Source organism: Pseudomonas putida (genome assembly GCF_030159595.1).
Lineage (GTDB): Bacteria > Pseudomonadota > Gammaproteobacteria > Pseudomonadales > Pseudomonadaceae > Aquipseudomonas > Aquipseudomonas putida_AC.
Genome location: NZ_BSKJ01000015.1, coordinates 76,145 through 88,815, shown reverse-complemented (window position 1 = coordinate 88,815; position 12,671 = coordinate 76,145). Strand labels below are relative to the sequence as shown.

The window sequence follows — 12,671 nt, the reverse complement described above, 5'->3', positions numbered from 1 at the left end:
TGATGAAAAATCAGGACGAATACATCACCAAAGGTGTCAAAACAGCTTGCTGAAAACCATAGAATCTCCCACAGGGAATGTGCCTGGCTCAGGGGATCAGTACAGTCGACCCCACAGTCCTGCGCGCCGACAGCTCAGCCTGTGCCTTGGCCGCCTCGCTCAGCGGATACCGCTGCTGGATATCCACAATCAGCTTGCCACTGGCAATCATCGCGAACAGGTCATCGGCCATGGCCTGCGTGTTCGCGGCATTGTTGGCATAGCTCGCCAGGGTCGGCCGGGTCACATACAGCGACCCTTTCTGCGCCAGAATCCCCAGGTTCACCCCGCTCACTGCGCCCGAGGCATTGCCGAAGCTCACCATCAACCCGCGCGGTTGCAGGCAATCCAGCGAGGTCAGCCAGGTATCGGCGCCCACGCCGTCATACACCACCGGGCATTTCTTGCCGTCGGTCAGCTCCAGTACCCGCTTGGCCACATCTTCATGGCTGTAGTCGATGGTTTCCCATGCCCCCAGCGCCTTGGCCCGTTCGGCCTTCTCGGCAGAACTCACGGTACCGATCAGCTTGGCGCCCAGCGCCTTCGCCCACTGGCACGCCAACGAACCCACGCCACCCGCTGCAGCGTGGAACAGGATCACGTCGCCCGGTTTGACTTCATAGGTCTGCTTCAGCAGGTACTGCACGGTCAAACCCTTGAGCATCACCGCTGCCGCCTGCTCGAAGCTGATGGTGTCGGGCAGCTTGACCAGGTTGGCCTCCGGCAAGGTATGCACCTCGCTGTACGCCCCCAGCGGGCCGCCGGCATGGGCCACGCGGTCACCCACTTTCAACCGGGTCACACCCTCGCCCACGGCCTCGACCACACCGGCTGCCTCGGTACCCAGGCCAGAAGGCAGGGACGGCGGTGCATACAGCCCGCTGCGAAAGTAGGTGTCGATGAAGTTCAGGCCGATGGCATGGTTGCGCACACGCACTTGCTGCGGCCCGGGTGGGGTGGGTTCGAATTCCACAAACTGCAGCACTTCCGGGCCGCCATGCTGGCTGAACTGGATACGCTTGGCCATCTCGCACTCCTGTCGTCGGGATCGGGAAAAGGCCTTCTATCGGACGCCTTTGCTTGATCGCCGTCAACTGCGGCGCGCGCGCTGGCGGTGGTATGCTACGCGGCGAATTCTTCCCTGCCCGTTCCTGGTGACCCGATGACTAGCCGCACCGAGGCCGTGAAAGCCTACCTGCTCGACCTGCAAGACCGCATCTGCTCTGCCCTCGAAGCTGAAGACGGCGGTGCCCGCTTCGTCGAGGACGCCTGGGTGCGCGAAGCCGGTGGCGGGGGCCGCACGCGGGTGATCGGCGACGGCAAGGTGATCGAGAAAGGCGGGGTCAACTTCTCCCATGTGTTTGGTGCCGGCCTGCCACCGTCGGCCAGTGCCCACCGCCCCGAGCTGGCGGGCCGTGGTTTCGAGGCCCTGGGCGTGTCGCTGGTGATCCACCCGCATAACCCGCATGTGCCTACTTCCCACGCCAACGTGCGCTTCTTCATCGCCGAAAAGGAAGGTGAAGAGGCCGTGTGGTGGTTCGGCGGCGGCTTCGACCTGACCCCGTACTACGGCGTTGAGGAAGACTGCATCCACTGGCACCGCGTGGCCGAGCAGGCCTGCGCGCCCTTCGGCGCCGACGTGTATCCGCGCTACAAAGCCTGGTGCGACCGCTACTTCCACCTCAAGCACCGTGGCGAGCCACGCGGCATCGGCGGCCTGTTCTTCGATGACCTGAACGAGTGGGATTTCGACACCTGCTTCGCCTTCATCCGCGCTATCGGCGATGCCTACGTCAACGCCTACCTGCCGATCATCCAGCGCCGCAAGGACACGCCCTACACCCCGCAGCAGCGCGAGTTCCAGGAATACCGTCGCGGTCGCTATGTGGAGTTCAATCTGGTCTACGACCGTGGCACCCTGTTCGGCCTGCAGTCTGGTGGCCGCACCGAGTCCATCCTCATGTCGCTGCCGCCGCAGGTACGTTGGGGGTACGACTGGAAGGCCGCGCCGGGTAGCGAAGAAGCGCGCCTGACCGAGTACTTCCTGCAGGACCGCGACTGGCTTGGCCAGTAAGCCTTTGGACAACCAAGGAACCGCCATGGACCAGTACGTCGTTTTTGGTAACCCCATCGGCCACAGCAAGTCGCCGCTGATCCACCGCCTGTTCGCCGAGCAGACCGGGCAGGACCTGGAATACGCCACCCTGCTGGCGCCGCTGGACGAGTTCAGCGATTGCGCACGCGGCTTCTTCAAGCAAGGCAGCGGCGGCAACGTCACCGTGCCGTTCAAGGAAGAGGCCTACCGCTTGTGCGACAGCCTCACCCCGCGTGCCCAGCGCGCTGGGGCCGTGAATACGCTGAGCAAGCTGGCTGATGGCACCCTGCAGGGCGACAACACCGATGGCGCTGGCCTGGTGCGCGACCTGACGGTGAATGCCGGGGTCGAACTGGCCGGCAAGCGCATTCTCATCCTTGGTGCCGGTGGCGCCGTGCGCGGCGTGCTGGAGCCGATCCTGGCGCACAAACCGCAGTCGTTGGTGATCGCCAACCGGACTGTGGAAAAAGCCGAGCAGTTGGCGCGTGAGTTCGATGAACTGGGGCCGGTGGTGGCCAGCGGGTTTGCCTGGTTGCAGGAGCCGGTGGATGTGATCATCAATGCCACCTCGGCGAGCCTGGCCGGGGAAATGCCGCCGATTGCCGATAGCCTGGTCGAGGCGGGGCGCACGGTTTGCTACGACATGATGTATGGCAAGGAGCCTACGCCGTTTTGCCAGTGGGCTACTGACCTGGGCGCGGCAAAGGTGCTGGATGGGTTGGGGATGCTGGCTGAGCAGGCGGCGGAAGCCTTCTTTATCTGGCGTGGCGTGAGGCCGGATACGGCGCCGGTGTTGGCTGAACTGCGCCGGCAGCTGGCTCGGGGCTGAATTGTCGGGGCCGCTTTGCGGCCCCAATCAATCTTCAAAGCGGATGGGGCACAACTCCACCCCTTCCAGCTTCTGCAATTCCTCGATCACCTGCGGCTTGGCCCGGTGCAAGGTCAGACTCCCCCCCAATCGCCGCAACCGCCGCGCCTCGCGGTGCAACATATCCACACCCGAGTAATCGATAAAATTCACCTGCCGGGCATCGATCACCACATGCGGCCCTTGGCAGCGTTGCAAGCGCACCTGCAGGTAATGCGCCGCACCAAAGAAAATCGACCCGCCCACCCGCAACACATCCGCGTCCCCTTCACGGCTTTGCTGTACGCGTGGCCGTGAGGTGCGTTTCAAATAGAAGAACAGCGACGCCAGCACCCCGGCATAGATGGCCGTCTGCAACTCCAGCAACAAGGTCGCCACCGCCGTCAGCGCCATCACCAGGAACTCCGACCGGCTGACCCGGAACAGCGCGCGAATCCCCCGATGGTCCACCAACCCCCAGCAGATCAGCAGAATACTGCCAGCCATGGCGGGTATCGGCAGGTGCGCGATCAGGCCGGCACCGGTAACGGCAAACAACGCCACCCACAGCGCCGAGAACACCCCGGCCATGGGTGAGCGGGCGCCTGCCTCATAACTCAGGCCCGAGCGGGTGAAGGAACCGGCAGACAGGTAACCGGAGAAGAATGCACCGGCGATATTCGACAGGCCCTGTGCGCGTATTTCCTGATCAGGGTCGATCAGCTGTTCTGAACGTGCCGACAACGAGCGGGCAATCGACAGGCTGGTGACCAGCCCCAGCATGCCTACCGCCACGGCGCTGGGCAGCAGGCGCAGCATCAGTTCCACATCCAGCAAAGGCAGCGGGCTGAACGGCGGGAGCTGCCCTGTGAACGCTGCCACCCGCGGTACATGGGCAAAGTAGCCCGGCAACAGCCAGGCCAGCAGGCTGACCAGCATCAGGCTTATCAACAGGCTCGGCCAGCGTGGGCGCCAGAGCTTGAAGGCTACGCCGATCACTACGGTGGCCAGGCCCAGTATTAATGAAGGCAGGTCGACCTCACCGGCATGGCTGGCCAGGTCCTGTACGGTTTTCAGCGCCGTGGCCTGGCTTGGCAGGTCCATGCCCAGCAGATTGGGTAATTGGCCCAAGGCAATGACGATGGCAGCCCCCAGGGTGAAGCCGAGCACCACGGAATGCGAGACGAAGTTGACCAGCGCGCCAAAGCGCAAAAGCCCCAGCAGCAGCTGGAAGATGCCGCCGAGGAAGGTCAGCAGCAGTACCAGGGTGACGTAGTCGGCGCTGCCGGCCATGGCCAGCGGGCTGATGCTGGCGTAGAGGACGATGGAAATGGCGGCGGTCGGGCCGCAGATCAGGTGCCAGGACGAGCCCCACAGGCAGGCGACCAGCACCGGCACGATGGCGGCATACAAGCCGTACTCGGCAGGCAGGCCGGCGATCAGGGCATAGGCGATGGATTGTGGCAGGGCAAGGATGGCACCGCTCAAGCCGACCAGCAGGTCCTGGCGCAGGCTGCGGCCCGATTGGCGGGGGAGCCAGGTGAGGAAGGGCAGCAGGTGAGTGAGGCGATGCATGAGATATTCACATTTCCGAAGGTCCACTGTCCCTCTGTGGGAGCGGGTTTACCCGCGAATGCGTCGGTACATTCACTGCAGCATTCGCGGGTGAACCCGCTCCCACAGGGGGTGCGTCGTATCTAAGACTACAGTTTGGCTTTGACGGCCTCCAGGGCATTGCCATCGGCCTTGGTAGTTACTCCAGCCAACCACCCTTCCAGCACTTCGGGATTCGTTTTCACCCAAGCCCTGGCCGCGTCATCGAAGCTGATCTTCTTGTCCACAACCTCGGCCATGATGGCGTTTTCCATGTTCAGGGTAAATTTCAGGTTACCCAGCAGCTTCGCCGCATTCGGGCAGGCTTGTGGATAACCCTTGCGGGTCAGCGTATACACCTCACCCTTGCTGCCGAACCACTTCTCCCCGCCGGTCAGGTAATGCATCTTCAGCTTCACGTTCATCGGGTGCGGGGTCCAGCCAAGGAAGGTGATGAACTGCTGCTTCTTCACCGCCCGGTCGACCTGGGCCAGCATCGCCTGCTCACTGGACTCCACCAGCTTCCACTGGCCAAGGTTGAATTCATTCTTGTCGATGATTTCCTTCAGCGACAGGTTGGCCGGTGCGCCGGAGCCGATGCCATACAATTTCTTGTCGAACTGGTCGGCATGCTTTTGCAGGTCGGCAAAGTCCTTCACCCCTGCATTCCACACATAGTCGGGCACCGCCAGGGTGAACTCGGTTCCCTCCAGGTTGCGTGACAACTGTTGCACATCGCCATTGGCGATGAACTTGTCATGGAAACCTTGCTGGGCCGGCATCCAGTTGCCAAGGAAGGCGTCGACACGGCCGTCCTTCAAGCCGCCGTAGATGATCGGTACGGCCAGGCTGTCGATTTTCACCTGGTAGCCCAGGCTTTCCAGTAACAGGCGTGCCACGGCATTGGTGGAAGCGATATCGCTCCAGCCGGGGTCGGCCATTTTCACGGTACTGCATTGCGCGTCGGTGTCGGCGGCGTGGGCGGTGGCGGTGCCCAAGGCCAGGGCGAACACGGCGGCGGAGAACTTGTGCATGGCGGCCTCTCTTCTCAATCCAGGGGTGCGGGCTGTGGATAACGTGCCTTGCGCTCGAGGTCGTCGAGATCGATGTGGTTACGCATGTACTGTTGGCTGGCATCCACCAGCGGTTGGTGGTCCCAGCTTTTCAGCTTGCCGATGGCCAGCGCTTCGGCCACCAGGCGGCGGCGGCGCTGGCTGGCCAACACCTGCTGGCGCAGGCTGGGGATATCCCAACGCTGTTGTGCTTCATCGACAAATGCCTGCAGCAGCGCCTGGTGGTCCGGGCTGCCGGTGAGGTTCTCCCGCTCGTGCGGGTCGCGGCTCAGGTCATAGAGTAGACATGGGTCGTCTTCGCTGTACACGAACTTGTAAGGCCCGCGGCGGATCATCATCAGCGGGCCGACGGTGCCTTCGGCCATGTATTCGCCGATCACCTCGTCGTGGCCGTCCCGCCCTTGCAGATGGCCGAGCAGCGAGCGGCCGTCCAGGTGCAGGTCTTTAACCACAACCCCGCCGGCCAGTTCGACCAGGGTCGGCAGCAGGTCGCAGGTCGATACCGAGGCGCTTACCCGGCCCGCCGCAAAGCGCTTCGGCGCATGGACCAGCAGCGGTACCCGCGCCGACATCTCGAACCAGTGCATTTTGTACCAGAGGCCACGCTCGCCGAGCATGTCGCCGTGGTCGCCGGAGAACACGATCACGGTATCGTCTGCCAGGTTGCATTCCTCCAGGGTTTGCAGCAGCTGGCCGATGTTGTCGTCGATGTAGCTGCAGGCGCCGAAGTAGGCGCGGCGGGCGTCGCGGATCTTTTCCACAGGTAGCGGTTTGTTCCACAGGTCGTAGACCTTGAGCAGGCGCTGCGAGTGCGGGTCGAGTTCCGACTGGCTGAACCCGGCGTGGGGCATGGGGATATCCACACCTTCGTAGCGGTCCCAGTAGCGCTTGGGGATGGTGTACGGGTCGTGCGGGTGGGTCATGGACACGGTCAGGCAGAACGGCCGGCCGTCGTTTTCGCGCACATGGTCGTACAGGTACTGACGCGCTTTGAACACCACCTCCTCGTCGAAATCCAGTTGGTTGGTACGCACGCACGGCCCGGCCTGCAGTACCGAGGACATGTTGTGGTACCAGCTCGGGCGTACATCCGGTTCATCCCAGTTCACCGCCCAGCCATAGTCGGCGGGGTAGATGTCGCTGGTCAGGCGCTCTTCGTAGCCGTGCAGCTGGTCCGGGCCGCAAAAGTGCATCTTGCCCGACAGCGCGGTGCGGTAGCCCAGGCGGCGCAGGTAGTGGGCATAGGTCGGTACATCGGCGGGGAAATCGGCGGCGTTGTCGTAGGCACCGATGCGGCTGGGCAGCTGGCCGCTGACCAGGGTGAAGCGCGAAGGCGCGCACAGCGGGCTGTTGCAGTAGGCCGAGTCGAATACCACCGCCTGCTCGGCCAGGCCGCTCAGGTGCGGCATCTGGATGGGCGAAGGGGCGTAGATCGGCAGCAAAGGTGCGGCCATCTGGTCGGCCATGATGAACAGGATATTCGGGCGCGTCATGGTGGCTTCCATCGTTGAAGGTTATGCGAACCGCTTGCCTATCAAGATGCGACTGTGGATAACATGGGTAAAGCCCATGGCGGGCAATGACTGGGATTAGTTGAGCTTATGTTTGACCACCTCGCCGAGCTGTCGCTGGATGCCTTGCGTGTGTTCGAAGCCGCAGCACGCCTGCGTGGTTTTACCGCTGCGGCGCTAGCGCTTGGCACCACGCAGCCGGCAGTGAGCCAGCAGGTGAAGCGCCTGGAAGCACAGCTGGGCACGCGGCTGTTCGACCGTATTTATCGGGGCATCGAGCTCACCGAGGCTGGCCAGCTGTTGTTCGAACAGGTGCACCAGGGCTTGCAAGCGATGGATGACGGCATTGCCCAAGCCAGCGGGCGCGGCCAGCGCGAAGTGCTGCAGGTCGCCACCGACTTTGCCTTTGCGGCGTTCTGGCTGATGCCAAGGCTGCAGCGCTTTCACGAGGCTTATCCACAGGTGGATGTGAGCCTGGTGACTGGTGAGCGCAGCCAGGGGATGTTGCGCCCGGACATCGATGTGGCGGTGTTGTTTGGCGATGGGCGCTTTCACCAAGGTGAAAGCCGCTGGCTGTTCGATGAGGAAGTTTACCCGGTGTGCAGCCCTCGGCTGACTGATGGCAAACCCTTGTCAGCCGTGGCTTTGCAACGATTACCCCTGCTTCACTTGAAGGGCGAGCAGGCCAGCCGATGGTTTGATTGGGCGGGGGTGTTTCGCGGGTTTGGCGTGGCCAGCCCGCCGCCTGCGGGGCAGTTGCGTTTCGATAACTACACCTTGCTGATTCAGGCGGCGATTGCTGGCCAGGGTGTGGCTATCGGTTGGCGGCATCTTGTGGATAGTCTGGTAGACCAAGGGTTGCTATGCCGGCCATTAGAGGGGAGCCTGACGTCGAGTCGGGGCTATTATCTGGTTTTGCCACCGCGCAAGCGGCGCGGGGCGTTGATCGAGCGGTTCGTCAGCTGGCTGGAGCAGGAGCGCAGCGGCTGATGGCGGTGTAATCGGGAGTTATCGTGCAAAGAATCAAGGGTTACCACGCACACGTTTATTACGACGCGGCAACGATGGAGCAGGCACGTGAGTTGTGCGAGGAAGCGGCGCGGCTGTTTCCCGTGACCATGGGGCGCATGCATCAAAAGCCGGTGGGGCCGCACCCGGACTGGAGCTGCCAGCTGGCGTTCGAGCCGGAATTTGTTGGGGTGGTGTTGCCTTGGCTGGCGCTGTATCGGAAGGGGTTGGTGGTGTTCATGCACCCGCTGACCGGGGATGAGCTGGCGGATCACCGGGACCATGCGATCTGGATGGGGGCTGTGCGGCCTTTGAAGCTGTCGATATTTGGTGGATGAATCTGTGTTGCCTGTGCTGGCCTCTTTGCGGGCAAGCCCGCTCCCACAAGTCCTCCACAGTGTTCAGCATCTGTGCAATCCCTGTGGGAGCGGGCTTGCCCGCGAAGCAGGCGACGCGGTCTAGCGACGAGCGCCGCGCACACCTTCTGCCAGTGCCGAGCACAGGCTCAATACATCACTCACTGCCTGGTCTGCACTCTTGGCCTGGGCAATCTTGTCGACCAGCGCCGACCCCACCACCACACCATCCGCCAAGCGGGCGATGTTCGCAGCCTGCTCCGGGGTACGAATGCCGAAACCAACGCTGATCGGCAGATCGGTATGCCGACGCAGGCGGGCAATGGCCTCGGTCACATGCTCGGTGGTCGCCGAGCCGGCACCGGTCACACCGGCCACCGACACGTAGTAGACGAACCCGGAGCTGCGCTCCAGCACGCGCGGCAAGCGCGCATCGTCGGTGGTCGGGGTGGTCAGGCGGATGAAGTCGATGCCTGCGGCCTGGGCCGGGGTGGCCAGTTCGGCGTCGTGCTCTGGCGGCAGGTCGACAATGATCAGGCCATCGACGCCGGCTTGCTTGGCTTGCGCCACGAACTCTTCCACACCAAAGCGGTGGATCGGGTTGTAGTAGCCCATCAGCACAATTGGCGTAGTGTGGTTATCCACCCGGAATTCGCGAACCATCTGCAGGGTCTTGGCCAGGGTCTGGCCTGCTTCCAGGGCGCGCAGGGTCGCCAGCTGGATCGCCACGCCGTCGGCCATCGGGTCGGTGAACGGCATGCCCAGCTCGATCACGTCGGCACCAGCGGCTGGCAGGCCCTTGAGGATCTGCAGCGAGGCGTCGTAGCCCGGGTCGCCTGCGGTGACAAAGGTGACCAGTGCCGAACGGCCTTCGGCCTTCAGTTCGGCGAAGCGTTGTTCAAGACGGCTCATGCCTGTTTCTCCTGGGCGGCCATGTGGTTCATGACGGTTTGCATGTCTTTGTCGCCGCGGCCCGACAGGCACACGACCATCAGGTGGTCCTTGGGCAGCTTCGGTGCGCGCTTGATCGCTTCGGCCAGGGCGTGGGAGCTTTCCAGGGCCGGGATGATGCCTTCCAGGCGGCAGGTGGCGTGGAAGGCATCCAGCGCTTCGTCGTCGGTGATGCTGACGTACTCGACGCGCTTCACTTCGTGCAGGTAGGCGTGCTCAGGGCCGATGCCGGGGTAGTCGAGGCCGGCGGAAATCGAGTGGGCGTCAGTGATCTGGCCGTCTTCGTCCTGCAGCAGGTAGGTGCGGTTGCCGTGCAGCACGCCCGGTACGCCGCCGTTCAGGCTGGCGGCGTGCTTGTCGGTATGTACGCCGTGGCCACCGGCTTCGACGCCGATGATCTGTACGCTCGGTTCTTCAAGGAATTCATGGAACAGGCCCATGGCGTTGGAGCCACCACCGACGCAGGCAACCAGGCTGTCTGGCAGGCGGCCTTCCTTTTCTTGCAACTGGGCGCGGGTTTCCTTGCCGATGATCGACTGGAAATCGCGGACCATGGCCGGGTACGGGTGTGGGCCGGCCACGGTACCGATCAGGTAGAAGGTGTCTTCGACGTTGGTAACCCAGTCGCGCAGGGCCTCGTTCATGGCATCTTTCAGGGTACCGGTGCCGGCAGTGACCGGCACGATCTCGGCGCCCAGCAGTTTCATGCGGAACACGTTGGCTTGCTGGCGCTCGATGTCGGTGGCGCCCATGTAGATCACGCAAGGCAGGCCGAAGCGGGCGGCCACGGTGGCGGTGGCCACGCCGTGCATGCCAGCGCCGGTTTCGGCGATCAGGCGCTTCTTGCCCATGCGCTTGGCCAGCAGCACCTGGCCGATGCAGTTGTTCACCTTGTGCGCGCCGGTGTGGTTGAGCTCTTCACGCTTGAAGAAAATCTTGGCGCCGCCACAGTGTTCGGTCAGGCGCTCGGCAAAATACAGCGGGTTAGGTCGGCCGATGTAGTCACGCTGGAAGTAGGCGAGTTCTTCGAGGAACGTGGGGTCTGCCTTGGCCGCTTCGTATTCGCGGGCCAGGTCCAGCACCAGTGGCATCAGGGTTTCGGCCACATAGCGGCCGCCGAACGAGCCGAACAGGCCATTGGCGTCAGGGCCGGGGCGGTATTGGGACTGGGTCATGGGGCGCTCCAGGGCGTGATGAATGAGTGATGGGCTTTACTCTAACCACGGCAAGCCCGTCTGAAAACCGATAAGATTGCGCAAACTTGTCAGAAAAACTCACAGGTAAAATGGCCCACGACCTCCCTCCCCTCAATGCCCTGCGGGCCTTTGAAGCCACCGCCCGGCTTAACAGCGTCAGCCAGGCGGCCGAGGCGCTTCATGTGACCCACGGCGCCGTCAGCCGGCAGATCAAGGTGCTTGAGCAGCACTTGGGCGTGGCCCTGTTCGTCAAGGACGGGCGCGGCATCAAACTCACAGATGCCGGCGTGCGCCTGCGCGATGCCAGTGGCGAGGCCTTCGACCGGCTGCGCAGTGTGTGTGCCGAACTCAGCCGCGACGTCAGCGAGGCGCCGTTCGTGCTGGGCTGCTCGGGTAGCTTGCTGGCGCGCTGGTTCATCCCGCGCTTGGGAAGGCTACAGGCGGACTTGCCGGAACTGCGCCTGCACCTGTCGGCAGGTGAAGGTGACCTCGACCCGCGGCGGCCTGGGTTAGACGCGCTATTGGTCTATGCCGAACCGCCATGGCCTGCGGACATGCAGGTACATGTGCTGGCCGAAGAACGCATCGGGCCAGTGCTCAGCCCACATTTCGCCGGCTTTGAGCGCTTGCAGGGTGCGCCTGCAAAGGCGTTGCTGGGTGAAACCCTGCTGCACACCACTTCGCGCCCGCAGGCGTGGCCGACATGGGCGCTGGAACAGGGGCTGGAGCCAGCAGCCATCCACTATGGCCAGGCGTTCGAGCACTTGTACTACCTGCTGGAGGCAGCGGTTGCAGGCTTGGGTGTGGCGATTGCGCCGCAGCCACTGGTCGCCGATGACCTGCGGGCGGGCCGCTTGAGTGCGCCGTGGGGTTTTTCCCCAACCACGGCAGCGCTGGCGTTGTGGGTGCCCAGGCGCGCCGCAGACGGGCGCGCCGAGCAGTTGGCACAGTGGTTACGTGCCGAGCTGGCGCGGCAGAGCGCTTAGTTGCGTTTGCACATCAGGTAGGCCGCCAGCAGGCCCAATGCACCGATGGCAACGCCCGCGGTGGTGTAGGGGTGTTCCTGGGCATAGTCCCGGGTGGCGATGCCGGTCTGGCGGGTGCGCTGCTTGACCTCTTCGTAGGCATCGCTCAGCAGGCTGCGCGAATGACGGAGGGCACTTTCGGCGTTGCTGCGGATTGCCTTCACCGACTTCTGGGACTCTTCCGACGCATCGTGCTTGAGGTTCTCCAGGCTTTTCAGAAGGCTCTCGATCTCCGCTTCCATGCTTTCCAGGGACGTTTTACGCAGCGAGTTACGGTGCATGTTGACTCTCCTTTGCAGTATGGGCTGTAAGAAGTGCGACCGTTGGCCTGCGTGAAAGTGCGATCGAACTTTGGCCATGGCTGACGGCTCGCAGGTAAACCAGGCCTGCGCTGCTAGGCTCAATCTCACCGTCACCCAAGGAGAGCGTTCATGACCGATCATCACACATACAAGAAGATCGAACTGGTAGGGTCTTCGCCTACCAGCATCGAAGAGGCGATCAACAATGCACTGGCCGAAGCCGGCAAGAGCATCAAGCACCTGGAGTGGTTCGAAGTGGTCGATACGCGTGGCCATATCCGTGACAACAAGGCGGCGCATTTCCAGGTCACGCTGAAGGTTGGCTTCCGGATCGCCAATAGTTGATGCCGCGCCGGGCTGGAACAGCCTGGCGGGATGGGGTATTTAGGAAAGGGGCGCCTTGGCGGGCGCCCCTTCTGATTTCATCTGCACAAGGAAAGCGATCGATGAACAAACTGATTCTGGCCCTGGGCCTGATGACCCTGGCTGGCGGTGCCATGGCGGCGGGCAAGCCGTGCGAGGAGCTGAAGGCGGAGATTGCGGCCAAGCTGGATGCCAAGGGCGTCAAAGGTTATACCCTGGAGATCGTCAATAAGGGCGATCCGGCGGGTAAGGTGATTGGTAGCTGTGAAGCGGGTAGCAAAGAGATTGTGTACCGCCGCGGTTAATGTGTTG

14 protein-coding genes are annotated in these 12,671 nt (G+C 63.1%); 7 read left to right on the top strand and 7 right to left on the bottom strand.

The genetic code is table 11. The features are described 5' to 3' along the window. Positions 1-88: 88 nt before the first annotated feature. Complete coding sequence (locus QQL85_RS25310; protein ID WP_284357053.1) at positions 89-1,066, bottom strand: NADPH:quinone reductase; 978 nt, start codon at positions 1,064-1,066, stop codon at positions 89-91. A 135-nt stretch (positions 1,067-1,201) separates the two neighbouring features. Here QQL85_RS25310 and hemF point away from each other — a divergent pair, with 135 nt between their 5' ends. After that, entirely contained in the window at positions 1,202-2,113 is a 912-nt protein-coding gene (gene hemF / locus QQL85_RS25305) for an oxygen-dependent coproporphyrinogen oxidase (RefSeq protein WP_284357054.1), read from the top strand. Positions 2,114-2,138: 25 nt separating this feature from the next. After that, a complete protein-coding gene (gene aroE, locus QQL85_RS25300; RefSeq protein WP_284357055.1) occupies positions 2,139-2,963 on the top strand; it encodes a shikimate dehydrogenase in 825 nt (274 codons plus the stop codon). 27 nt (positions 2,964-2,990) lie between these two features. On the opposite strand, the gene QQL85_RS25295 is transcribed toward aroE, so the two are convergent. From QQL85_RS25295 to betC, 3 genes are all read right to left on the bottom strand, one after another. Further along, positions 2,991-4,556 carry a SulP family inorganic anion transporter gene (locus tag QQL85_RS25295; RefSeq protein ID WP_284357056.1) on the bottom strand — a complete coding sequence of 522 codons (1,566 nt, stop codon included), beginning with the start codon at positions 4,554-4,556 and terminating at the stop codon, positions 2,991-2,993. Between the two features lie 128 nt (positions 4,557-4,684). Then, positions 4,685-5,608, bottom strand: a complete 924-nt coding sequence (gene choX, locus QQL85_RS25290; RefSeq protein WP_284357057.1) for a choline ABC transporter substrate-binding protein — start codon at positions 5,606-5,608, stop codon at positions 4,685-4,687. A 14-nt stretch (positions 5,609-5,622) separates the two neighbouring features. After that, positions 5,623-7,140: a choline-sulfatase gene (betC, locus tag QQL85_RS25285; protein WP_284357058.1), complete on the bottom strand. Its 1,518-nt coding sequence runs from the start codon at positions 7,138-7,140 to the stop codon at positions 5,623-5,625. 108 nt (positions 7,141-7,248) lie between these two features. Here betC and QQL85_RS25280 point away from each other — a divergent pair, with 108 nt between their 5' ends. Next, positions 7,249-8,148 carry a choline sulfate utilization transcriptional regulator gene (locus QQL85_RS25280; protein ID WP_284357059.1) on the top strand — a complete coding sequence of 300 codons (900 nt, stop codon included), beginning with the start codon at positions 7,249-7,251 and terminating at the stop codon, positions 8,146-8,148. Between the two features lie 23 nt (positions 8,149-8,171). Next, positions 8,172-8,504, top strand: coding sequence for a DOPA 4,5-dioxygenase family protein (locus QQL85_RS25275; protein WP_016712807.1), 333 nt, complete (start codon positions 8,172-8,174; stop codon positions 8,502-8,504). A 120-nt stretch (positions 8,505-8,624) separates the two neighbouring features. Here QQL85_RS25275 and trpA read toward each other — a convergent pair whose 3' ends face one another. Together trpA and trpB are read right to left on the bottom strand one after the other, a co-directional pair. Continuing rightward, positions 8,625-9,434: a tryptophan synthase subunit alpha gene (gene trpA / locus QQL85_RS25270; protein ID WP_284357060.1), complete on the bottom strand. Its 810-nt coding sequence runs from the start codon at positions 9,432-9,434 to the stop codon at positions 8,625-8,627. Further along, positions 9,431-10,648 carry a tryptophan synthase subunit beta gene (trpB, locus tag QQL85_RS25265; protein ID WP_284357061.1) on the bottom strand — a complete coding sequence of 406 codons (1,218 nt, stop codon included), beginning with the start codon at positions 10,646-10,648 and terminating at the stop codon, positions 9,431-9,433. Before trpB ends, trpA begins: the two co-directional genes overlap by 4 nt. Positions 10,649-10,758: 110 nt before the next feature. On the opposite strand from trpB, the gene QQL85_RS25260 reads away from it, so the two are divergent. Next, positions 10,759-11,655: a LysR family transcriptional regulator gene (locus tag QQL85_RS25260; RefSeq protein ID WP_284357062.1), complete on the top strand. Its 897-nt coding sequence runs from the start codon at positions 10,759-10,761 to the stop codon at positions 11,653-11,655. Here QQL85_RS25260 and QQL85_RS25255 read toward each other — a convergent pair. Next, positions 11,652-11,975, bottom strand: coding sequence for a DUF883 family protein (locus tag QQL85_RS25255; protein ID WP_016712811.1), 324 nt, complete (start codon positions 11,973-11,975; stop codon positions 11,652-11,654). The two genes, QQL85_RS25260 and QQL85_RS25255, sit on opposite strands and share 4 nt — an antisense overlap. Positions 11,976-12,125: 150 nt before the next feature. Here QQL85_RS25255 and QQL85_RS25250 point away from each other — a divergent pair, with 150 nt between their 5' ends. Further along, the gene (locus QQL85_RS25250; RefSeq protein ID WP_003253076.1) at positions 12,126-12,341 is read left to right on the top strand and encodes a dodecin; all 216 of its coding nucleotides are present in this window, start codon (positions 12,126-12,128) and stop codon (positions 12,339-12,341) included. 101 nt (positions 12,342-12,442) lie between these two features. After that, on the top strand, positions 12,443-12,664 hold the full coding sequence (locus QQL85_RS25245; protein ID WP_284357063.1) for a DUF1161 domain-containing protein: 222 nt from the start codon (positions 12,443-12,445) through the stop codon (positions 12,662-12,664). The last annotated feature ends 7 nt before the right edge of the window (positions 12,665-12,671 follow it).